This window comes from Streptomyces sp. NPDC107454, assembly GCF_055582885.1.
In genome coordinates, this window is the sequence record NZ_JBVJPA010000001.1 from 526428 (window position 1) to 547943 (window position 21516).

Below are 21516 nucleotides of genomic sequence, written 5' to 3' on the forward strand. Positions count from 1 at the left end.
GTCGGTGGTGCACCACCCCCTATCGTCGAACACTCCACCCGTGTTACCTCAACCGATTAATCCAAGAGCGGACCAAGAGCGGACCGGAACCGGACCTTGAGACGTACGTCATAGGGTCCATGTCGGCCTCTGCGCCCACCGGAACACCCGTCCGCACCTCCTCCGCGCCCCCTATGCCCGGAACGCCCCCGGATGCGTCTGTTCCCGTACGGACACGTACTGCTGGCGTACGGCCTGACCCACGGCCAGTTCCTCACCGGGCTCCAGAATCTGGGCGACCGCACCCTGCCAGACGGGTGGCAGCTGGGGATCGAGCGTGCCCTGCGAGACGCCGAGGGCCCAGGCCGCCTGACGGGCCGCGCCCAGCGCCGCGTAGTCCGCCGGCTGGGGGACGACGACCTGCGCGCCGAACAGCGCGGGCGCCGCGGCCTGCACGGCCGGCAGCTCGGCGGCGGCCCCGAGCAGGAACACCCGCCGTACGTCCACGCCGCGCCCGCGCAGCACGTCGAGCGCGTCCGCGAGCCCGCACAGCATGCCCTCGAAGGCGGCCCGCGCCAGGTGTTCGGGCCGCATCGACTCGCGCCGCAGTCCCGCGAGCGTCCCGGCGGTGTGCGGCAGGTTCGGGGTCCGCTCGCCCTCCAGGTACGGCAGCAGCACCAGCCCGTGGGAGCCCGGCGTGGACTTCATGGCCAGCTCGGACAGGCTCTCCAGGTCGGGCAGGCCGAGCAGTTCGACGGCGCCGCGCAGGGTCCGTACGGCGTTGAGGGTGGTCACCACCGGCAGATGCATGCCCGTCGCGTCCGCCAGTGAGGTGATCATGCCGGAGGAGTCGACCAGCGCCTCGGGGTGTACGGCCATCACGGACCCGGAGGCGCCGAGGGACACGACCGCGTCCCCGAGCCCGATACCGAGCCCGAAGGCCGCGGCCATGGTCTCTCCGGTGCCCGCGGAGATCAGCAGCCCCTCGGGTGTCGTCCCCGCCGCCTCGGACGGGCCCAGCACGTCGGGCAGCGTGGCCTGGTGGCCGAGCGCGAGCTCGACGAGATCCGGCCGGTAGCCGCCGGTCGCCGCCGACCAGTAGCCGGTCCCGGAGGCCCCGCCCCGGTCGGTGGTCCGCCGCATCGGCCGCCCGAGCAACTGCCACACCAGCCAGTCGTGCGCCTGCAGCAGCACGGCGGTGCGCAACGCGGCGTCGGGCTCGGTCTTGTTCAGCCAGCGCAGCTTGGTCACCGGCTGGGCGGCCTGCGGCACGTGGCCCACGGCCTGCGCCCATGCCTCGCGCCCGCCGAGCGCGTCGACGAGATCGGCGGCGGCGACCTGTGCGCGCTTGTCACCGCCGACCATGGCCGGCCGCACCGTGTTGCCCTGCGTGTCCAGCGGAACGAGCGCGTTCTGCTGCGCGGAGACGCCGATGGCCTGCACGCCTTCGAGGAGCCCGCCGCCGGCGGCCTCGCCCAGGGACAGCAGCCAGGCCTGCGGATCGACATCGGAAGGACGGCCGCCGCCCTCGGTGGTTTCCACCGGATGCGGGGCATATCCCTGCCTGAGCACGGCTCCCGTGTCCGTGTCGCAGACGACGATACGAGTGAAATCGGGCGAACTGTCCAACCCGGCGACTATCCCCATGGCGGAAATTCTGCCGTACGGCGGGGGATGGGCGCGCCGGGCCGGGCGGTAGGGACCGGCTCAAGGGGTGCCCGCCGGGCCGGGGCGCAGGTCGGACGGGGTGGCGCGTTCGCCGACCCCGTCAGGGATCCCCTCGCCCTGCCTGCCGTGGCCGTTCGGCTTTCGGCCGGTGAGGGCCGATCGGGTGGTTCCCCGCGCCGCCCTAGGTGTTGCTGGTGCCCCAGTCGTCCTCGCGGGTGCCGTTGGTGTTGCGTTCGCGCAGCGAGCGGACGCGGGCGGTGACGGAGTCGGGGACGTGGTCGCCCACCTTCTCGCCGACCGTGTGGAACGCCTTGCCCGCGATCTCGCGCCCCTGCTGGGCGGCGGTCTCGGCGGTGTTGCGCACCGCGGGGTTCTGCGCGACCTGGCGCGCGGACTTCTTCAGCTGCTCGTAGCGCTCGCGCCCGGCGCGCGTGCCGAGCACGTAACCCAGAGCCAGTCCGGCGACGAATGTGAGCCGGTAGCGCATGGCGGCCACCCTTCCCTTGCGTCGGCATCGGTGCGGGGGGAACCGATTGGCGGAGCACCCCCCTGCTTGCGCTAATGTATGTGTCGCAGCGAGCACACGCCCCCTGGCGAATACCCGGGTAGGTGCGTTCGATGCAACGAGGCAATCCTCCGTAGCTCAATTGGCAGAGCAGCCGGCTGTTAACCGGCAGGTTACTGGTTCGAGTCCAGTCGGGGGAGCTCGATCTCCTGTAGCTCAATTGGCAGAGCAGCCGGCTGTTAACCGGCAGGTTACTGGTTCGAGTCCAGTCGGGAGAGCAACGGAAGAGGACCCCTCAGGGGTCCTTTTTCATGTCCGGCGGAACCGCGCAGGCCATGCCGAAGTCCTCATGGTCATGCGTTGCCGACCATCCGAAGCAGGAGATCGTATGAGCGGCTATGCTGCGGCAGACGGCGCGCACAAATGTGCGCGACGCGCCGTAAGGGGCGGTAGCTCAGCCGGTTAGAGCAGCGGACTCATAATCCGTCGGCCGTGGGTTCGAGTCCCACCCGCCCCACTCCGCGCTACGCGTGAAGAAACGATGCCGCCTGCGCACTCGTGGTTTGCCAGCAACAAGGTTGCGGCCCCCGGAGCTGATCCGGGGGCCGCAGTCGTGCGTTTCGCGTTCTTTGCACTCGTCCGGGGGAACGGCTGGGGAATCGCCGTTCCCTGGTGTGACGTCAGTTCGAGCCCGGAGCGGCCCGATCGGGCCCGCGAGGGACGCGCGGGCCCGGGGGCCGGGTCAGGGCTGGACGGGCTTCCCGCGGCCCCAGGCCCAGGCGAGGCGGTCGGCGCCGGACTGGTTGGTGGTGGCGAGCCACGGGCGGGCGGGGTCACCCGTCAGGGTCTGCAGGGAGTACGTGTCGTCGGTGCGCAGGCCGGGCCAGTAGACGGAGCCCATCTTCAGCTGGCGGAAGGTGTCGGTGACGGCCTGGACGTAGTTGACGTAGTTGTTGGAGGCGTCCGGCTTGTTGTAGTCGAGGCCGGTGGTCATCGGGGCGCCGAACTCGTCGGCGACGGTACGACCCGCGCAGTCACCGATGCGCTCCTTGAGGTCGGACACCCACTGGTCGTAGGTGGCGTAGTCCTTCCAGAAGCCGTAGTGGTGCAGGGAGAGGTAGGTGCCCTTCAGGCGCGGGTCGGCGCAGACGGAGGTGACGTGGTCGTTGTAGCCGGCGCCGCTGACGAACACCCGGTCGCGCGGGACGGAGGGATAGGTGGCCAGCCACTTCGCCGCGATGTCGGCCCACTCGGTGTCGGTGTAGCCGTGGGGCTCGTTCATCGGCTCGAAGTAGACCTGCTTGTCGTTCTTGTAGGTCTTGACCACCGTGTTCCACATGGGCCAGAAGGTGGCGGGGTCGTCGATGAAGCCGTCCTTGCGGGCGCCCGTGCCCTCCCAGTAGGAGACGATGACCTTGAAGCCCTTGTCCGACGCGGCGTCGATGACCCCGCGGTAGGACTTCCAGTACGAGCCGTTGACCGTGTACGGGTTGATGGGCAGCCGGACGGTGTTGGCGCCGAGGTTCGCGCGGAACGCCGAGATGATCCGGCTCGCCTTGGCGTAGGTCCGGGCGTAGCTGTCGGAGGTCGACAGGCCGGACAGTACGACCGGGTCGTCGGCGAAGTTGTCACGCGGGTCGGCCCAGTTCACGCCCTTGAACTGGGTCGTGTCCTTGCCCGGCGCGGCGTGGGCTGGGCCGGCGACGGCCGTGCCGCCGGTCGCGGCGACGGCGGTGCCGCTGGTGCCGGCGATCAGGAGCGCCACGAAGGCGGCGCGCAGGCGGGGCGAGAGGCGGGTTCTGGCGGGGGTAGTGCGCATCGACTTGCCCTTTCAGGTGACTGCGGCTCAGCGCCCGGCGGAGCCTGCGCGGGGCTGGGCGGCCGTCGGAAGGTTCGCCGGGCCGGACGGGACGCGTGGTGCGTCGGCTCGCCGTCATGGGCCCGGTGACGACCGGTGCTGTATCGGTGGTGCGGTGGTGCGGTGGTGCTTCACCAGTGGTGCTGCACCGGTGTGGGGGGAGGGTGCGGGGCGGTCCTGTCGCCCGCGCGGGTGGGCCTCGGCGTACTCAAGGCAGGTGCGAGGCGCGGTTCTTGCGCCGTCTCGACCCCGACGGTCTCCGGGCGCCGTGCACCCTCGCCCGCGGCGCTGAGCCCATCCGTCCGCTCCTCCCTGATCCACCGACCGGAACGCTATGTTTACGTAAACATCGGCCGGCGCGGCGAGGCCCGAACTCATGGCCGGGGCTGGGTCGGTGGCGATGTTTACGTAAACATGGCGGCGCCGGAATCGTGGCACCCGGGAGAGTGATCGTCAAGGTTTCCCGCAGGTAACGTCGTTGGGCTCCTGTGGTGGATTCCCGGCACCGGGGCGAGCGGGGTGAGAGAGGGCTGAGAGGTGCTGAAGTGACGGAACGGGACGTCAGTCCTGGTCATCCGGCGTGTGGAGGTGGGTGAGGACCTTCTCCAGAGGGAGGTCGAAGCGGTCCTTGTCGGCGGTCCAGTGGCGCAGAACCGTGGCGCTGGCCTCGGCCAGGTCGGGCGGGAGGCCGGTGGAGCGGAGGGTGGCGGCGATCTCCTCCATCTCGGGGGCCCAACGCCAGGCGCGGGCCGCGACGCTGGGCAGGTACTCCACTTCGGCGAGAATCCTGGAGGTGATCGACTCGGCCTCCATGGTCAGTTCGGCATCCACGCCGTGACGCGTGGCGAGCGCGTGCGAGACGGCGGCCAGGGCGCGGGCGGACTTCTGGAAGGAGGCGAAGGCCATCTTCAGCGCCGACGCGGCGCCGACCCCGGCGTCGAGTGGTCTGGCGAGCACCGCGGTGCCCTCGAACACCGCGGCCACCCGGCCGACAGCCTCCTGCTCGCCGCTCAGGTAGAGCCGCGGGGTGCTGTCCGCACCGGGGGGAGCGCCGATGATCGAGCCGTCGGCCATGACGACGCCGCGTGCGCGGCAGGCTGCGCCGATACGGAGGGCCCGGTCGGGGCTGATGGCGTTCGCCTCCACGTAGACGCCGGTGAAGGCGTGCTCGAGGACCTCGCGTGCGACGTCCTCCGCCGCGTGCGGTGGGCAGATCGACAGGACCAGGTCGCTGACGGCCAGGGCGGACCCGAGTGACTCGGCCGCCTCCAGGCCGGCCTTCCGGGCCCGCTCGACGCTGGCGGGACCACGGCCGGTGGGGACGTGGAGCACCCGGGTCCCGGCGCGGTGTGCCTGGGCGCCGACCTCCGCGCCCATGGCGCCGGGGTGCAGGAGTGTCACGGTCGTCATGAACGGTCCTCGTGGAGTCGGGGGAGAGGGATGAGGGGGAGACAAGTGACGGGGGAGATGGATGAGACGGCGGTGGGCAACGGGAGAGAGCTCCACGGTACGAGGAAGATCCATCGGGCGCGGGGTGTCGCGGCCCGACCCCGCTCCGTGACCCCCGCTCCCTCCTGACCCGTCATTCAGCTGGTGGTGCGTCACATATCGGCGCGCGTAACCCTCCCGTGGCCCAAGCATCATTCACACGTTCCCTTTTGGGGGGCCGGTGTTCGCTGTGATTTATCTGTGGGACGTTTACGCTTTACCGTCCTTTGGGCGTTGGGTCCCCACTGCGCAGCCCGGTCGTCATCAGGGTGTACGCACCTTCTGTCCCCCCGTGTACGCAGCACTTCTCCTATACCTGCGAGGGTCAAAGAGCCATGCGAGCGTTCCTCACCACCAAGGCCGCCAGGCGTGCCCTGCGTCCGATCGCCGACCTCATCGATCAGCGCATCGAACGCCAGATCCGCCGCTCCATCGGGGACGGATCCGAAGGCGGGCTCCAGCGCGAGCTGGCGACACTGCGCAATCGTCAGCGTCCCCTCGAACTGCTGATCGACGGGACGGGGCGCGGCGTGTCGCGCATGCCGGCCCAGATCCATCTCGACCGCGCCATCGAGGAGTTGGCGCAGGTGAGCGGAGACAAGAGCGGGGCGGAGCGGAACATCTCCCAGGCGTTCCGGCTGCTCATCGCTCTGGAGGCGCTCGGGGTCGGCCGGATCGCCGGCGGCACCATGAACATCTGCGGCAAGCTCTCCGCCGTCCCGCTGCTCGACCCGCCGAACGACGAGATCCTCGAGATCGGCACCCTGTACGGGATGTTCGGCGCGGCCCTGATCCGGATGATGGAGCGCGCGGGACGCGACCCGCGTCTGACGATCGTGGACCCGCTCGCGGGCCTCCAGTTGCAGCCCGGCACCACTGAGGGGGCCGACCCGACGGGCACTCCCGTGCGCGGCGCCGCGGTGCGCGCCAATCTGGCCCTGGTCGGCGCCGCCGGCGCCGCGGCCCGCGTCCAGCAGGGCTTCTCCGAGGACCCCGAGGTGCGCGCCCTGGTCTCCGACCGTTCCTACGGGGTGATCATCGTCGACGGTGACCACTCCGCCTCCGGTGTCGCCGCGGACCTGGAGTGGGCCGAGCAGATCGTCGCGCCCGGCGGGATCGTCGTACTCGACGACTTCGGGCACCCCAAGTGGCCCGGTATCAAGGAGGCCTTCGACAAGCACATGGCGACCGACACCCGGCTGACGTTCCTCGGGCAGGTGGCGAACTCGGGGTATCTGCGCGCGAGCGCGTAGAGCGGCGTTGCAGGGGGTCTGCCCATCGGCCTCGACTCGTGATAGAAGCGGCGGAAGGGGATTGTCGGATACTGAGAATGAGGTTCTGGCATGAAGGCTGTCGTGGTCGGGGCGTCGAGTGGACTGGGCCGCTGCATCGGGGTCGATCTCGGGCGCCGCGGCGACCGGGTCGCCCTGCTGGCACGCCGGCGCGACCGGCTGGTCGACGCGGCGAAGGAGGCGGGCCCGGACGCGCTCGCCGTCGCCTGTGACGTGACCGACGAGTCGTCCTGCCGGGCGGCGGTCGAGGAGGCCGCCGCCGGGATGGGCGGCATCGACGCGCTCGTCTACGCCACCGGCATCGGCCCCCTCGCCCCGGTCGAGAAGCTCGACGCCGACGCCTGGCGCCGCGCCATGGACACCAATGTGATCGGCGCGGCGCTGGTCACGAGCGCCGCGCTCCCGCATCTGACGAAGTCGGGCGGGGTCGCCGCCTACCTGTCCTCCATCGGCGGCTCGCTCACGCCGTCCTGGCCGGGGTTCGCGGCCTATCACGTGAGCAAGGCGGCCCTGGAGAAGCTCGTCGAGGCCTTCCGCGTCGAGCACCCGAGCGTGGGCTTCACCCGGTTCGTGGTCGGGGACTGCGCGGGCGGGGAAGGGGACTCCAGGACCGGGTTCAGCGACGGCTGGGACCGGGAGTACGCGGCCCAGGTCTACCCGGTCTGGCGGCAGCGCGGCTATCTGACGGGTTCCCTGCTCGACGTGGAGGAGTTCCTCCGTGTCCTCGACGTCGTCCTGCGCTGCGGCGGCACCGTCCCGGAGGTGACCGTGACGCCGCGCCCGCCCGTCCAGGCGTCCCCGGCCTGATCCGAAGGCAGGCTCTAACGGCCCAGTGCCGCGCCCCCGTTGATGTGCAGCAACTGCCCCGTCAGGTACGCCGCCTCCGGTGACGCGACGTACCGGACGGCGGCGGCGATCTCGGCAGGGTGACCCGGCTTGCCGGTCAGGGTCTGGCCGACCCGGGAGGCGATGAACTCCGGTGTCGCGCGGGCGCCGAAGAACTCCGTGTCGCCGACGAATCCGGGGGCGACCGCGTTCACGGTGATGCCCTCGGGGCCGACGCGCTGTGCGAGGGCGTAGGTGTACGTGTTGACCCAGGCCTTGGAGCCGCCGTACGAGCCGGGCCCGCGCAGCGAGGCGATGGAGGAGAGCTGCACGATACGGCCGCCGGGGCGGCGCATGTGGGGGAGCAGGGCCTCGGTGAGCAGGACCGCGGTCAGCACATTGGCGTCGAAGTTGTCGCGGTAGCTGTCCGCGAGGGAGGCGAGCGTGCCGTCGGGCTCACGGGCCACGTTGCCGCCCGCGTTGGCCACCAGCACGTCCACCGGGGTCTCGTCCGCCGCGATGAAATCCCTTGCCCGGCCCACCTGTTCGGGGTCGGCGAGGTCCGCCGCGCACCAGCTCGCCGTCGACTCGCCGTACTGGCCGTTCAAGGTGTCGGCAGCCTTGCGCAACACGTCCTCGCGGCGGCCGAGGAGCACCACCCGGTCCCCGTCCGCGGCGAACGCCTCCGCCGTCGCCAGGCCGATCCCGGTACCGCCGCCGGACACCACCACACGTCGCTGAGTCATGGCCATCCCGTCCTCGGATGTGAATATTGGTCATGTGGGCGTACGGGCTGCGACGCTACGGAGGCCCTGAGGGGACGTCAAGTGAGTGGTGGACGCGGCTCACGGGGGCGACTGCCAGGTGACCGTCGTACCCGCGCCGCCGTCGTCGAAGACCGTCAGGCGGACCCCGGGGCGTCCGTCGGGGAGGGGCGCCGTCACGTCGACCGTGATCTCGACGCGGGAGACACCGGCGCGGCGGGAGGCGGCGGCCAGGGCGCGGCGCAGTGCGGTGAGCAGCCGGCCGGCGACGGGCTCCGCGAGACGGTTGTCCACCGCGCCGGTGAACCGGGTGGACGGCTGGAACCCCAGCACCGCGCCCGCGCCCGCCGCCTCGCGCAGGACCTTGCCGCGGAAGGTGGTGGGGGCGTCGGCCGGCGGCTGCTGGAGCGCGAAGATCGCCGTGCGGACCTCCTGGACGGTGGAGTGGAGTTCGTCGACGGCACGGCCGAGGATCGCGTGCACATCCCTGTCCGTATCGCCCGTTCCGGCGCTCCTGCGCTGTGTGGACTCCAGCATCATGCCGGTCGCGAACAGCCGTTGGACGACAAGGTCGTGCAGGTCGCGGGCGATCCGGTCGCGGTCCTCGTAGACCGCGAGCCGCTCCCTGCTGTGCTGGGCCGCGGCGTGCACCAGCGCCAGCGCGGCCTGTGAGGCGAACTGGGTGGCGAGCAGCCGCTCCACCGCGGTGTAGGGACGGCCACCGCGCCGGCGGGGGAGGGCGAGCGTGCCGAGGAGACGGCCGCCCGCCTGGAGCGGCAGCATCATGCTCGGCCCGAACCGGTGCCGTACGTGCGTGGTCATCCGGGGGTCGGTCGCCGAGTCGTCGATGAACACCGGTTCACCGCCGAGGAGTTGTTCGAGGACGGGGCTGCCCGGCTCGATCACGGTGCCGACGATGTCACCGGGGTCGTCGAGGGTGGAGGCGGTGACGATCTCCATGCCGCCGCTCTCGGTGGGCTGGAGGATGACACCGGCCGAGGCCTCGGCCAGGCGCCGGGCCCGTTCGGCGACCGTCATCAGCGCGTCGGCGGCGCTCTCGCCGCTGAGCAGCGCGGTGGTGACGGCCGCCGCGCCCTCGATCCAGCGCTCACGCTGCCGCGCCGTCTCGTACAGCCGGGCGTTGCCGATCGCGATGCCGGCCTGGGTCGCCAGGACCCGTACGAGTTGCTCGTCCTCGTCCGTGAACGGGCCGTCGCACTTCCCGGCGAGGCGCAGGTCGCCGAAGACCTCGTCGCCGACGTGGATCGGCACGACCAGTTCCGGCGGCTCCGGTGGCTCCGTCGATTCCGGCGGTTCGGGCCGTTCCGCCGTACGGATCCCCCTGAGCCCGTCCCGTCCCGGATCGGCCATCTCCAGCGCCGCGTACCGGGCCTCCGTGAGCTCGGCTGCGGCGTCCACGATGTGCTGGAGCGTGGCCCGCAGTTCGAGGTCGGTGCCGACGCTGAGGACGGCTTCCAGGAGCGACGGGAGGCGGGGGACCAGGTCGTGCATACCGGGGACTTGTTCCGGGGCCCGGGCGTCAGAGCGCCAGCGGGTCCAGCGTCAGCGGCTCGATCTTGCCTTCCAGCATGTAGCCCAGGCCCTGCACCGCGCACACGTCGGGACGCTCGGCGATGTGCACCGGCATGCCCGTCGCCTGCCGCAGCATCTGGTCGAGGCCCGGCAGCAGCGCGCTGCCGCCGACCATCATGATGCCGCGGTCGGCGAGGTCGGCCACCAGGTCGGGCGGGCAGGCCCGCAGCACCTTCCCGATCCCGTCCAGTACGGCGGTCAGCGGGGTCTGGATGGCATCGCGTACGGCGGCGGTGTCGACCTGTACGGACCGCGCGAGGCCGGTCGCCACGTCCCGCCCGTGGATCTCGGTGGACGCCGGGCCGTGCGGGGTGAGCCCGTTGCCGGAGAGGGCGAGCTGCAGGGGCCGTACCGACTGCGAAGGAAGCATCAGCTCGTGCTGGTGGCGCAGGTGCTGCACGATCGCGCGGTCGACGGCCTCGCCGCCCACCGGAATACGGTCGGCGGTCACGATGGAGCCCAGGGACAGCACGGCGACCTGGGTGGCGGCCGCCCCGCACACCATGATCATGGTGGCTTCCGGCTGTTCGACGGGCAGCCCGCACCCGACGGCGGCGGCGATCAGCGTGTCGACCAGCTCGACCCGCCGTGCCCCGAGCCCGACCAGCGTCTCGATCGCGGCGCGCTGCGCCAGCGGGTCCGCGTCGTGCGGGGTGCAGGCCGCGGCGCGCAGCCGGGGCTTGCGGCGCAGGGCGCGGCGGACCTTGTCGCCGAGCAACTGGCGCAGCATGCGCTGGGCCATCTCGATGTCGACGACCGTGCCGCCGGACACCGGCCGCATGACGCGGATGTAGTCGGGGGTACGGCCCGTCATCTTCTCCGCGAACTCGCCGACCGCGATCAGGGCGCCGTTCTTGGTGTTGATCGCGGCGACACTCGGCTGATCGACGACCAGCCCCGCGCCCTTCACATACACCCGGGTCCGGGCCGCGCCCAGGTCGACGGCGAAGTGGCAGCGGCGCAAGCGCTCGAGACTGGCGGTCATGGCAGCTCCTCCCGAGAGCAGACCGTGGGGGCTCCGCCGAGTGGCGGTCCTTCCTCGCATCGTGGACGGGCGCCGGACCAGGCGCCTTCTGTGGGGGGCCGGGCGGGGTGCCGCTGGACGGGTGGTCTTGGCCGGATGCCGGATGGGCGGTCTTGTCCGGATGAGTGATCCCGGTGCCCTGGCGGAAACCCGCCAGGGCAGTTTCTCGCCAGGTTCCGTCAACTCCCGCGCACCACCGGCCCCCCGAAACTCTTCGCAGCACCGGAGCCACCACGTGCCGACGAGGAGAGGTCATCCATGACCAGAGGACCAGTCAGACGGGGGGCGGCTCTGCTGTCCGCCGGGCTCGTGCTCGCCGTACTGCCCACGGGGCGGGCGGGCGCGGCCGAAGCAGCCGCCCCGGCCCCGACGCGCACCGCCTCCGTCACCCAGACCGTCACGCTCGTCACCGGCGACAAGGTGACCGTCACCGACCTCGGCGCCGGCAAGAAGACGGTCGCGGTCGAGCGGCCACGGGGGCCACGGGGGCGGTCCGCACCCAGGTGACGAACGGCGTGGTGACCGTCGTACCGGACGAGGCGCTGCCCTATCTGCGGGCGGGCACCCTCGACCGGCGGCTGTTCGACGTGAGCGAGCTGATACGTCAGGGGCTCACCGACCGGAAGACGGCCGAGCTGCCGCTGATCGTGACGTACGGGAAGGGGCGCGCGGCCACCTTGCGCGGGGCCGAGCAGAAGCGCGCGCTGCCCAGCATCCGGGGCGCCGCCGTAGCCGCCGACAAGGGGCGCGCCTTCTGGCAGTCCCTCACCCGGCAGGGCGGGACGGTCGGCAAGGTCTGGCTCGACGGGCGCGTGCACGCCGACCTGGCCGAGAGCAACGCCCAGATCGGTACGCCACAGGCCTGGGAGGCGGGGCTCACCGGGAAGGGCGTCACGGTCGCCGTGCTCGACACGGGGGTGGACGCCGACCATCCCGACCTGGCCGGACGGGTGGCCGTCAGCAAGAGCTTCATCGACGGGCAGGAGGTCGCCGACCGCAACGGGCACGGTACGCACACGACGTCCACGGTCGGCGGCAGCGGTGCCGCCTCCGACGGCAAGGAGCGGGGTGTCGCGCCCGACGCGACGCTCGCCGTCGGCAAGGTACTCAGCGACCAGGGCTCGGGCAGCGACTCGCAGATCATCGCGGGCATGGAGTGGGCCGCGCGGGACGTGCACGCCAAGGTGATCTCCATGAGCCTCGGCTCGACCGAGGCGAGTGACGGCACGGATCCCATGGCGCAGGCGGTGAACACGCTGTCCAAGGAGACCGGCGCCCTCTTCGTCGTCGCCGCGGGCAACACCGGCGCCCCCTCCTCCATCGGCTCGCCCGGCGCCGCCGACGCCGCGCTGACCGTCGGCGCGGTGGACTCCGCCGACCAGGCCGCCTACTTCACCAGCGCGGGACCGCGCTACGGCGACAACGCCCTCAAGCCCGACCTGTCCGCACCCGGCGTCGACATCCTGGCGGCCCGCTCCCAGCTCGTCGCCGGCAGTGGCTACTACACCTCCATGAGCGGTACGTCGATGGCGACGCCGCATGTCGCCGGTGTGGCCGCCCTGCTCGCCGAGAAGCACCCCGACTGGACCGGCGCCCAGCTCAAGGACGCCCTGATGTCGACGTCGAAGCAGCTCGACGCGTCCGCCTATGTGCTGGGCTCGGGCCGGGTGAGTGTGCCGGACGCGATCGACGCGAAGGTCACTGCCACCGGCAGCGCCGATCTCGGCTTCTACAGCTGGCCGTACGAGGCGAACCACCCCGTCACGAAGACCGTGACCTACACCAACTCCTCCGACTCCTCCGTCGAGTTGAGCCTCGCCGTGCGGGGCGCCGCCGACGGGGTGGCCACCCTCGCCGACTCCGCGCTCACCGTGCCCGCGCACGGCAGCGCGTCGACGACCGTGACGGGCGACGGCTCGAAGGCGCCCGTGGGTGACACCTCCGGGCAGATCGTCGCGTCCGCCGGCGGCACGCCCGTCGCGCACACCGTGCTCGGGCTGGTGAAGGAGGAGGAGCGGTACACGCTCACCGTCCACGTCAAGGACCGCGCGGGCGAGCCCACCGCCGCCTACCTCGCGGTGCAGCAACTCACGGCAGGCGTGGACCCGTTCCCGGCCTCGGTCGACGACTCCGGCACCCTGAAACTCCGGCTCAGGCCGGGGACGTACAGCCTCAGCTCCTTCCTCGACGTGCACGGCAGTCACGGCGCCGACTCGCTCGGGCTCGGCTTCCTCGCCGCGCCCGAGATCACCCTCGACCAGGACCGCGAGGTCACCCTCGACGGACGGCAGCTGAGGGAGATCCGGGCCGAGGTGAAGCGGCGGACCGAGACCCGGCAGCTGCTCATGGAGTACGACCGGAACGCGGGCGGCTCCGACCAGTTCGGCGCCGTCCAGGTGCCCGTGAAGTACGACAGCATCTTCGCCGCGCCGACCTCGAAGGTCACCCAGGGCACCTTCGAGTACCGGACCGTGTGGCGGCTGGGGAAGCCGTCGCTGGAGGTGAAGGGCGTCGGTGAGGCCGTCGCCCAGCCGGGCGGGACCCTGATCGAGGGCCGGAGCAGGCTGCCGCTGGTGGACGTCGGGACCGGACCGTTCACCGGGGTCAGCGGCAAGGCCGTGCTCGCGACACTCGCCGACGGTGTCGAGCCCGCCGCCCTCGCCCAGGCGGCCCAGGACGCGGGCGCCAAGGCGCTGTTCGTCACCGACGGCGCGGCCGGACGGCTCAACGCCTGGTTCGGCACGGACGACGGCGCGGACCGGCCGCTGCAGATCGCCACGGTGAACGCGGCGGACGCGGCACGGCTGCGGGCCGCCGGACATCTCGACATGACCGGGACGCGCAACACGCCGTACGTCTACGACCTCTCGGAAGGGCACGAGGGGGCCATTCCGCGCGGCGACCTGACGTACGAACCGGGCGCGCGTGACCTCGCCGTGCTGGACACCAGGTTCCACGCGGTCAAGCCCGTCCCCGGCAGCGAGTTCCGCTACTCGGTCACCGACGCCTTCCCCATCGGGATCGGCTTCCAGGAGCGGATCGACTACCCCGCCGAGCGGACCGACTACGTCTCCACCGCCACCGGACAGACGTGGATGGAGTCCGTGAACCTCGGGGCGGGCCTGCTGGAGGAGCGCAGTGGGCTCGTGCACTACCGCGGGGGCTCGCACACGACGCTGAACTGGTTCAAGCCGGTCTGGCACGCGTGGCTCGGCACCGGGCTCGGCTGGGGACAGCAGCGCGCGGGCAACCAGATCCAGTTCAACACGCCCGGCTGGGGCGACTCAGGGCCCGACCACACGGGCTTCGGCGACGTGTGGAGCGACGACACCGGGATGACCCAGTTCACGTCCGTGTACCAGGACGGCACCCTGGTCGACCGGCGCAAGAGCTCCGGCGCGTATGTGTGGGACGCGCCCGCCGACGAACACACCTACAAGGTCGTCACGGACACCACGCTCGACCCCGACCGCTGGACGCTGTCCACCCAGGGGCACTCCGAGTGGACCCTCCGCTCGGCGGCCACGCCCGCGGACCGCTGGACGTTCCTTCCGCTCATCAACCTCGGCTACGACATCGACACCGGCCTCGCGGGCGCGGTGCGCGGCGGCGGCCGGGTGCCGGTGGGGATCCACGCCGAGTACGTGAAGGGCGCGTCCGGCACCGGAACCATCGGGGGCGGGAAGCTGGAGGTGTCCTACGACGACGGGAAGTCGTGGCGGGCGGTCCCGCTGTCGGGCGGTGGCGGCGCGGCGTCCTGGAAGGGGACGTTGAGCGTGCCGCGCGGCGCGCAGTTCATCTCCCTGCGGGCCTCCGCACGGGACGACCGGGGCGGCTCGGTGAGCCAGGAGGTCATCCGGGCGGTGGGGGTGCGATAGCCCGCGGTCCCCTCTGAACGGGCGGCGCCGGTTCCCCTTGGGAGGGGGGAGCCGGCGCCGCCGCGGCGTCACTGCCCGGGTGGCACGCTCAGCGCCCCGCGTGCTCCACGATGCCCCGGATCACACCCAGCTCCACCAGGTCCTGCGGCCGGATACGGAGTTGGTCCGCCGTGTCGCGCACCTCGCTCGCCGGGCGCTTGAGGATCGCGGCCGCGAGCTCCGGCGCGATGACGGAGAAGTAACTGTCCGGCGTGGCCCAGGTGTTGCCGGGCGCGGCCAGCGCGAGCGCGCCGCCCGAGCCGCCCTCTCCGATCACCAGGGTGGTGACGGGCGTACGGGCGGTGGCCACCGCGGCGAACAGGTCCGCGATCGCCGAGCCCGCGCCCTGCCGCTCGGCGTCCGCGTCGTTGGCGGCGCCCGGGGTGTCCACCAGCGTCAGTACGGGGATGCCGAGCCGGCCGGCGAGCCGGATCAGCCGGGCGGCGGTGCGGTATCCGGCGGGGCGGGTCGCGGTCCCGCACTGGGCGGCGTACGCCACGGTCCGCTCCGCGGGTCCGGAACCGAACCCGCACAGCATGCCGTCGTCGCTGCCGCCGCAACGGTCGCCGCTGATCGCGGCGCGGCGCGAGAAGTAGGCGTCCAGGTAGGCGGCGGCCCGGGGGCGTTCGGGCGACCGGGCGTGCCGGACGGCGTCCCAGCCGGTGCCGGGGAGGCCGGGGGCGCCGAGAGCAGCCGGGGGAGCAACGGGCTCGACCTCGACCTCGCCTCCGGCCTCGGCCTCGGCCACACCTCCGGTCTCGGCCACCCCTCGGCGCTCGGTCCCGGGCTTGGCCACGCCTCGGGGCTCGGTCTCGGGCTCGGCCGCGCCTGCGGTCTCGGTCCCGGCCGCGCCTCGGGGCTCGGTCCCGGCCACACCTCCGGTCTCGGTCTCGGGCTTGGCCGCGCCCGCGGTCTCGGTCCCGGCCGCGCCTCGGGGCTCGGTCCCGGCCACACCTCCGGTCTCGGTCTCGGGCTTGGCCGCGCCCGCGGTCTCGGTCCCGGCCGCGCCTCGGGGCTCGGTCTCGGGCTCGGCCGCGCCTGCGGTCCCGGTTCCGGCCGCGCCTCGGCGCTCGGTCTCGGTTCCGGCCTCGCCTCGGCGCTCGGTCTCGGGCTTGGCCTCGCCTCGGGCCTTGGACTCGGCCGCGTCTGCGGTCTCGGTCTCGGCCACGCCTCGGGGCTCGGCCTCGGCCGCGTCTGCGGTCTCGGCCACCCCTCGGCGCTCGGTCTCGGGCTCGCCTCTGGACTCGGGCGTGGCCTTGCCCCCGTCCTCAGCCTCGCTCCCGTCCTCAGCCTCGCTCCCGTCCTCGGGCGTGGCCTCGACCCCGGCTTTGGTTGTGGGAGCCGTCAGCAGGGTCAGCCACAGGGACAGGGTCTCCCGTAGTTCCTCCTCCCGTACGACGGCGTCCACCGCGCCCGCTGTCACCTGGGCCTCGGCCGTGTACGCCGTCGGGTCGGCGTCGGGTGGGCGGACCCGGGAGCCGGCGAAGCCGACCTGGGCGCCGGGCAGCGCCAGGGTCACGTCGGCGCCCGCACCCAGCGTCGCCCAGCCGCCGCCCGTCGTCGGATCCCGCAGCACGGCGATCTGCGGCAGCCCCGCCTCCCGGGCGAGCGCCGACTGCCGTGCCACGCGCTGGAGTTGGGTGAGCGCGAGCATGCCCTCCTGCATCCGGCTGCCGCCCGTCGCGACGAGCGAGACGACGGGCAGGCGGTGCGCACGGGCGTGGGCGTAGGCCGCCTCGACGCGGTCGCCGGTGCGTTCGCCGAGGGAGCCGCCGAGGAAGCCGAACTCGAAGGCGATCAGTACGGCGCGGGTCGAGCCGATGACCGCGGTGCCGCAGACGACGGACTCGTCCTCGCCGGTACGGGCGAGGGCGCGGCGGCGCGAGTCGTCGTACCCCTGCCAGGACAAGGGACCGTCCGGCTTGAACTGCCGCATGGGGACGGGCAGTTCACGGAACTCGTCGCCGGCCAGGGCGATGGCCTCGCGGGCGGAGAAACGCTCAGTCATGCTCAGGGGCCTTTGTGACGGCATCGGGGAGGGCTCGCTTGAGAATCTTGCCCATGTCGTTGCGCGGGAGCGACGTGAGGAAGCGCACGGTGCGCGGGCGTTTGTGCGGGGCGAGGCGGCGGGCCACGTGGTCGGCCAACTCCTCCGCGGCGGGCGGGTCCCCGGGGTCGGCGGGGACGATCCAGGCCACGATCCGCTCACCCAGGTCCGCGTCGGGCTCACCGGTGACGGCGGCCTCGCGCACCGACGGATGCTCGAGCAGCGCGTTCTCGATCTCCCCGGCGCCGATCTTGAAGCCGCCGCTCTTGATCAGGTCGGTGGCCTTGCGGCCGACGATGCGTACCGAGCCGTCGGGGTCGACGACCGCCATGTCGCCGGTGCGGAACCAGCCGTCCTCGGTGAACGCGGCTTCGGTCGCGTCGGGCCGGTTCAGGTACTCCGTGAAGAGGTTCGGCCCCCGGACCTGGATCTCCCCGACGGTCTCGCCGTCGGGCGTACCGGTGGGAGTGCCGTCGGCGTCGTACGAGGCGATCGTCGTCCCGTCCTCCTCGACGAGCCGTACGTCGACGCCGGGCAGCGGCACTCCGACGGTGCCGGGCCGGGGTTCCCCGTCCACCCGCACGCTGGTGTTCATGAGGGTCTCGGTCATGCCGTACCGCTCGACGACCCGGCGTCCGGTCGCGGCCGTGATCCGCTCGTGGTCGTGCACCGGCAGCGCGGCGGAGCCGGACACGAGCAGCCGGGCCCCGCCGAGCGCCTTGGCCAGTTCGGTGTCCTCGGCGAGCGCCTCGGCGAGCCGGTGGTACATCGTCGGCACCCCGAACAGCATCGTCGCGCCCGCGCCCAGTTCGCGCGCCGCACCCTGTGCGCTGAACCTGCCCAGATGCCGCACCGCCGCGCCGCGCCGCAGCGGGCCGAGGATGCCCAGGATCAGCCCGTGCACGTGGAAGAGCGGCAGTCCGTGCACGAGCACGTCGTCGCCGGTCCACTGCCAGGCGTCGGCCAGCGCGTCCAGGGTCGAGGCGATGGCGCGCCGCGGGATGACGGCGCCCTTGGGCGGACCGGTGGTGCCGGAGGTGTAGACGATGAGGGCGGGGGCGGCGGGGTCGTCCGGTTCGGTGTCGGGGCGTGCGGGGGTGCCGGGTCCTGGGCGGGTGTCCTGACCGGCGGCTCCCACCTGGACGTCGAGGCGCTCCAAGTCGCTCACGGGCGAGGGGAGTTCGACGCCCGGCTCGACCAGTACCAGCGACGGCGCGCTGTCGCCCAGAATGTGCCCCAGTTCGCCCTCACCCGACTTGGGGTTGAGCGGCACGGCGGGCACCCCGGCGAGCAGCGCGGCGACGACCCCGACGGCGGTCTCCAGGGACGGCGTCGCCCACACGGCGGCCCTCTCCCGGCCGTCGAGCCGCGCGGCCAGCTCACCCGCCGAGGCGGCGAGCTCCGCGTACGTGAGTGACCGGTCGCCGAAACGCAGGGCGGGCCGCCGTGCGGTCGAACCGCTGACCAGGGCGGGAAAGAGGGAGGACACGCGGGGTACTCCTTGCCGTAGGGACCTGCTGGAGGACGTGCTGCCGATGACGGTCACCACCGTTCCTACACCAGCCCGGGGCAAACCCGCCGCCACGCTCACTCCGATGACGGGCTCGACCCCGCCGGGGCGAGTCGTCGCCGCGTGCCCACCAGCGTGGCGAGGTCCTCGGCGAGGCGGAGTTCGACCGTGTGCAGGGCGACATGCTGCAGCCAGTGCAGCCAGTGCAGCCAGTGCAGCCGGGCCCGGTCGCAGATCTCGGCCCTCACCGGGATGTCAGCCCCGCCGGAAGGCGGCACCTGGGAGCCACGGCCGCGGGAGAGATCGCGGGAACTGGGCCGCTTCACGCCCCGTTGGCCGGGGCGATTCCGGCTGTCCCGCTCCGCGGGAGCGATCGTTCTTGAACTGGGAACGATCGTTCGGAAAGCATGGCGCGGGCCCCGTCGGGGACCGTAGTCTCGGCCCACAGCGTGAGAACTTGACGGATCAACTGCCGGGAGTGCATGGGTGAGTGCGTCGCTGACTCCTCTTCGCGAGACACTCGCGCGTCTCGACGCGCACCTCGCCGACAAGGGCCTCGATCGCGTGGAGGTCCTCGACGTGGGGGAGTTGTCGAGAAGAACGGCTCTGGCCGAGGGAGAGGTCCGGGCGCTCCTCGACGGGGCCGGGGCCCTCGACGACAAGGTCGACGACCGCATCCGCGGACGCGTCCGCGCGCTGTACGAGGCGTATCTCGACGAGAGCGGGAAGCGGCCCGCCGATGTGTGCCGGGACGTCGCCGGGCGGCTCGGGATCAGTGACAAGTGGGCCCGCAGTCTGCTCAACGGCGACAAGATGCCGAACGTGCCCGACCTCACCCGGCTCGCGGAGTTCTTCCGCATCGAGGAGGGCACGAAGTTCTTCACCGATCCGGCTCCCGTCGTCCTGAACGGCGCACTTCAGCGCGTCGTCGGTGAGCTGGACGGCGGAGCCGGGGACGGACCGCTGCTCAGGTTCACGCTCAAGCACGGAGTCGTCACGCTCGCCCTGCGGGGCCGACGGCTGACCCCCCGCAAGCAGGAAGCGCTCACTCTCATGCTCGAGGGTCTGCTGAGCGGCGAGAGCGAGGAGGCGGAACAGTGAAGCCCTTCCCCAAGATGCGGCCGGTCCGTCGCGCGTGGAAGCGCGCCGCCGTGCTCCTCTCCCGCCGGGCCGACTCCGAGATGCGCGGCCTCGCCGTCGAGCTCACCCGCGCGCTGAAGAAACGACTCGACGCGCCCGTGGACGTACGGGAGTTGGCCGAGGCCCTCTGCCAGGAGATGAGCCGGCGCCGGGACGACCGCCCCATCCAGCTCCGCTTCGAGCGCTTCCCGGACGAGATCGAAGTCACCGGTCTGTGGATGGAGTTCCACGACTTCGACCTCGTCATCGTCGAGGAACGCGCCGAGACCGTGCAGCAACTCGTCATCCTCGGACACGAGTTGTGGCACATGATGGCGGGGCACTCCCACTCCCCCCACCACTACGCGGGTGCGGCCGCCGCCAGCGCGTTGTCGGACGACCCCGGCTGGCAGGAGATCGCGCTCACCGTCGCGGCCCGCAACGGCTCGCACGAGGCCGACGAGGCCGAGGCGGAGGACTTCGGCCTGCACCTCGCCAGCGTCTTCCGCTCCTGGGTGACCGGCCCGCGTACGAAGGGCCCCGTCGACCCGGTCGGACAGGCCATCCAGGCCTCCCTCGGCTACCGCGGACCCCAGGACTGACCGGCGATGAATCCTTCCCGCTTCTTCGCCGGGCTCTACATCTCCTTCTGGATCCCGACAGCGGTCCTCACCGCCGCGCTGGCGATCAAACTGCCCAGCATCGTCAAGCTGTGGAAGGACCCGCTGCTGCGTGCCGTCGGCGGCCTGCTCGTGCTCGCCTGCGGCGTCTTCGTCTTCGCGGCACCGTCGACCATCGCCTGGACCAACCGCGTCACCGGCGTACCGAACATCGCGGCCCCCCTGGTCTACAGCCTCATCACCGCGTTCGGCGGCGCCTGTCTGCTCCTGATCACCACATGGCGCAACGGCATCTCCGACCGCTCCGGCGTCACCCGCCGCACCACCCGCTGGGTGGTCACCGGCTACGCGAGCGTGATCATCGCGCTGTGGGTGCTGTTCGCGCTCGCCGACGTCCCCGTCGAGCGGCTACGGGACCTCGACACGTACTACGCCGACACCCCCTTCATGCGCGAAGAGATCGTGCTCTACCTGCTCGCGCACACCGTGGCCGCCCTGATCACGTCCAAGCTGATCTGGAACTGGATCCGCACCGGCGGACTCGACGTCTGGCTGCGCGGCGGTCTGAAGTTCCTCGGCGTCGGCTATGTGATGAACCTGCTCTACGACAGCTGCAAGTTCTCTGCCGTCGTCGCCCGCTGGACAGGCCACGACCTCGACTGGCTGAGCACCGGGCTCGCCCCGCCGGTCGCCTGCCTCTCCGCCATCCTCATCGCGGTCGGCTTCATCCTTCCGCACACCGGCCAGTATCTGCACCGCCGCGTTCGCACCCGGCTCGGCCACTGGCACCTGCGCCCCCTGTACCGCCTGATGGGGACCGTCACGGACGGCGGACGCGTCCCCTTCAGACTTCGTGCCACCCCCGAACTGCGCCTGACGCGCCGCGAGACGTTCATCCGGGACGCGCTGCTGAACCTGGCCAGGTTCATCGACGAGGACCTCCGGCGGAAGGCGTACGACGCCGCCCTCGGCCTCGGCTTCGAGGCCGGCCGGGCGGGGGCCCTCGCCCACGCCGTCACCATCCAGGACGCCATCGAAACCAGGAAGCGCACCCGCCAGGACGACGCCACCGCACCCCTCAACACCCCGGACACGGAGAACCTGCTCGCGGAGATCGACGCCGTGTCGCGGGCCCTGCGCCACCCCGCCGACATCAGGGCGGTAGGCGAGGCCGCGGCCGACGCGGCGGACAGCGTGCCCGACCCGACCCTGAGTCAGCCCAGCCGTTGATCCCCGTCGATCCCATGGCTTCACCGAAGGTGAAGGTCAAACGGGTTGCCGGAGTTCCCTCGGTGGTTGTTAGCCTC

14 protein-coding genes, 3 tRNA genes and 3 pseudogenes are annotated in these 21516 nt (G+C 72.1%); 9 read left to right on the top strand and 11 right to left on the bottom strand.

Annotation, left to right across the window (positions count from 1 at the left end; translation table 11 throughout):
• Positions 1–171: 171 nt before the first annotated feature.
• Complete coding sequence (locus tag ACZ69M_RS02275) at positions 172–1626, bottom strand: FGGY family carbohydrate kinase (protein WP_095854814.1); 1455 nt, start codon at positions 1624–1626, stop codon at positions 172–174.
• A 202-nt stretch (positions 1627–1828) separates the two neighbouring features.
• A complete protein-coding gene (locus ACZ69M_RS02280; RefSeq protein ID WP_054233549.1) occupies positions 1829–2134 on the bottom strand; it encodes a hypothetical protein in 306 nt (101 codons plus the stop codon).
• 145 nt (positions 2135–2279) lie between these two features.
• On the opposite strand from ACZ69M_RS02280, the gene ACZ69M_RS02285 reads away from it, so the two are divergent.
• The 3 genes from ACZ69M_RS02285 (at position 2280) to ACZ69M_RS02295 (ending at position 2669) form a co-directional block, all read left to right on the top strand.
• A tRNA-Asn gene (locus ACZ69M_RS02285) sits at positions 2280–2352 on the top strand.
• Between the two features lie 5 nt (positions 2353–2357).
• Positions 2358–2430 (top strand) — tRNA-Asn (locus ACZ69M_RS02290).
• A gap of 165 nt (positions 2431–2595) precedes the next feature.
• Positions 2596–2669, top strand: a tRNA-Ile gene (locus tag ACZ69M_RS02295).
• 225 nt (positions 2670–2894) lie between these two features.
• Here the strand turns inward: ACZ69M_RS02295 and ACZ69M_RS02300 are convergent.
• Together ACZ69M_RS02300 and ACZ69M_RS02305 are read right to left on the bottom strand one after the other, a co-directional pair.
• Positions 2895–3971 (bottom strand): glycoside hydrolase family 5 protein, encoded by a 1077-nt coding sequence (locus ACZ69M_RS02300; RefSeq protein WP_470046036.1) that lies wholly within the window; start codon positions 3969–3971, stop codon positions 2895–2897.
• A 600-nt stretch (positions 3972–4571) separates the two neighbouring features.
• Positions 4572–5420: an NAD(P)-dependent oxidoreductase gene (locus ACZ69M_RS02305; RefSeq protein ID WP_470046037.1), complete on the bottom strand. Its 849-nt coding sequence runs from the start codon at positions 5418–5420 to the stop codon at positions 4572–4574.
• 413 nt (positions 5421–5833) lie between these two features.
• Between ACZ69M_RS02305 and ACZ69M_RS02310 the strand changes: the two genes are divergently transcribed.
• Positions 5834–6751: a class I SAM-dependent methyltransferase gene (locus tag ACZ69M_RS02310; protein WP_352046048.1), complete on the top strand. Its 918-nt coding sequence runs from the start codon at positions 5834–5836 to the stop codon at positions 6749–6751.
• Positions 6752–6841: 90 nt separating this feature from the next.
• Complete coding sequence (locus ACZ69M_RS02315) at positions 6842–7597, top strand: SDR family oxidoreductase (protein ID WP_470046038.1); 756 nt, start codon at positions 6842–6844, stop codon at positions 7595–7597.
• Between the two features lie 14 nt (positions 7598–7611).
• On the opposite strand, the gene ACZ69M_RS02320 is transcribed toward ACZ69M_RS02315, so the two are convergent.
• From ACZ69M_RS02320 to ACZ69M_RS02330, 3 genes are all read right to left on the bottom strand, one after another.
• On the bottom strand, positions 7612–8361 hold the full coding sequence (locus tag ACZ69M_RS02320) for an SDR family NAD(P)-dependent oxidoreductase (RefSeq protein ID WP_470046039.1): 750 nt from the start codon (positions 8359–8361) through the stop codon (positions 7612–7614).
• A 99-nt stretch (positions 8362–8460) separates the two neighbouring features.
• Positions 8461–9891: a GAF domain-containing protein gene (locus tag ACZ69M_RS02325; RefSeq protein ID WP_470046040.1), complete on the bottom strand. Its 1431-nt coding sequence runs from the start codon at positions 9889–9891 to the stop codon at positions 8461–8463.
• A gap of 28 nt (positions 9892–9919) precedes the next feature.
• Positions 9920–10957, bottom strand: coding sequence for a rod shape-determining protein (locus ACZ69M_RS02330; protein WP_470046041.1), 1038 nt, complete (start codon positions 10955–10957; stop codon positions 9920–9922).
• Between the two features lie 297 nt (positions 10958–11254).
• On the opposite strand from ACZ69M_RS02330, the pseudogene ACZ69M_RS02335 reads away from it, so the two are divergent.
• Positions 11255–14874 (top strand): annotated as a pseudogene (locus ACZ69M_RS02335) (S8 family serine peptidase).
• Positions 14875–14962: 88 nt separating this feature from the next.
• Here ACZ69M_RS02335 and ACZ69M_RS02340 read toward each other — a convergent pair.
• The 4 genes and pseudogenes from ACZ69M_RS02340 to ACZ69M_RS02355 all read right to left on the bottom strand — a co-directional run.
• Positions 14963–15622: pseudogene (locus tag ACZ69M_RS02340) on the bottom strand (carboxyl transferase domain-containing protein); the annotation flags it as partial.
• A gap of 621 nt (positions 15623–16243) precedes the next feature.
• Positions 16244–16921: pseudogene (locus ACZ69M_RS02345) on the bottom strand (carboxyl transferase domain-containing protein); the annotation flags it as partial.
• Positions 16914–18449, bottom strand: coding sequence for an acyl-CoA synthetase (locus ACZ69M_RS02350; protein ID WP_470046042.1), 1536 nt, complete (start codon positions 18447–18449; stop codon positions 16914–16916). The pseudogene ACZ69M_RS02345 and the gene ACZ69M_RS02350, both read right to left, overlap by 8 nt.
• A gap of 98 nt (positions 18450–18547) precedes the next feature.
• A complete protein-coding gene (locus tag ACZ69M_RS02355; protein ID WP_470046043.1) occupies positions 18548–18796 on the bottom strand; it encodes a hypothetical protein in 249 nt (82 codons plus the stop codon).
• A 160-nt stretch (positions 18797–18956) separates the two neighbouring features.
• Here ACZ69M_RS02355 and ACZ69M_RS02360 point away from each other — a divergent pair, with 160 nt between their 5' ends.
• From ACZ69M_RS02360 to ACZ69M_RS02370, 3 genes are read left to right on the top strand one after another with little or no spacing between them, the layout of a single operon-like run.
• On the top strand, positions 18957–19571 hold the full coding sequence (locus ACZ69M_RS02360; protein ID WP_470046044.1) for a transcriptional regulator: 615 nt from the start codon (positions 18957–18959) through the stop codon (positions 19569–19571).
• Positions 19572–19585: 14 nt separating this feature from the next.
• Positions 19586–20191: a toxin-antitoxin system, toxin component family protein gene (locus tag ACZ69M_RS02365; protein WP_470046362.1), complete on the top strand. Its 606-nt coding sequence runs from the start codon at positions 19586–19588 to the stop codon at positions 20189–20191.
• A 6-nt stretch (positions 20192–20197) separates the two neighbouring features.
• A complete protein-coding gene (locus ACZ69M_RS02370) occupies positions 20198–21439 on the top strand; it encodes an MAB_1171c family putative transporter (RefSeq protein WP_470046045.1) in 1242 nt (413 codons plus the stop codon).
• Positions 21440–21516: the final 77 nt, after the last annotated feature.

What these genes read in the sequence shown, in the direction of transcription:
- ACZ69M_RS02365 (WP_470046362.1), top strand. Translation starts at nt 19,586, where the DNA reads ATGCGGCCGGTCCGTCGCGCGTGGAAGCGCGCCGCCGTGCTCCTCTCC.
- ACZ69M_RS02315 (WP_470046038.1), top strand. Translation starts at nt 6,842, where the DNA reads ATGAAGGCTGTCGTGGTCGGGGCGTCGAGTGGACTGGGCCGCTGCATC.
- ACZ69M_RS02330 (WP_470046041.1), bottom strand. Translation starts at nt 10,957, where the DNA reads ATGACCGCCAGTCTCGAGCGCTTGCGCCGCTGCCACTTCGCCGTCGAC.
- ACZ69M_RS02280 (WP_054233549.1), bottom strand. Translation starts at nt 2,134, where the DNA reads ATGCGCTACCGGCTCACATTCGTCGCCGGACTGGCTCTGGGTTACGTG.
- ACZ69M_RS02310 (WP_352046048.1), top strand. Translation starts at nt 5,834, where the DNA reads ATGCGAGCGTTCCTCACCACCAAGGCCGCCAGGCGTGCCCTGCGTCCG.
- ACZ69M_RS02300 (WP_470046036.1), bottom strand. Translation starts at nt 3,971, where the DNA reads ATGCGCACTACCCCCGCCAGAACCCGCCTCTCGCCCCGCCTGCGCGCC.
- ACZ69M_RS02325 (WP_470046040.1), bottom strand. Translation starts at nt 9,891, where the DNA reads ATGCACGACCTGGTCCCCCGCCTCCCGTCGCTCCTGGAAGCCGTCCTC.
- ACZ69M_RS02370 (WP_470046045.1), top strand. Translation starts at nt 20,198, where the DNA reads ATGAATCCTTCCCGCTTCTTCGCCGGGCTCTACATCTCCTTCTGGATC.
- ACZ69M_RS02275 (WP_095854814.1), bottom strand. Translation starts at nt 1,626, where the DNA reads ATGGGGATAGTCGCCGGGTTGGACAGTTCGCCCGATTTCACTCGTATC.
- ACZ69M_RS02320 (WP_470046039.1), bottom strand. Translation starts at nt 8,361, where the DNA reads ATGACTCAGCGACGTGTGGTGGTGTCCGGCGGCGGTACCGGGATCGGC.
- ACZ69M_RS02305 (WP_470046037.1), bottom strand. Translation starts at nt 5,420, where the DNA reads ATGACGACCGTGACACTCCTGCACCCCGGCGCCATGGGCGCGGAGGTC.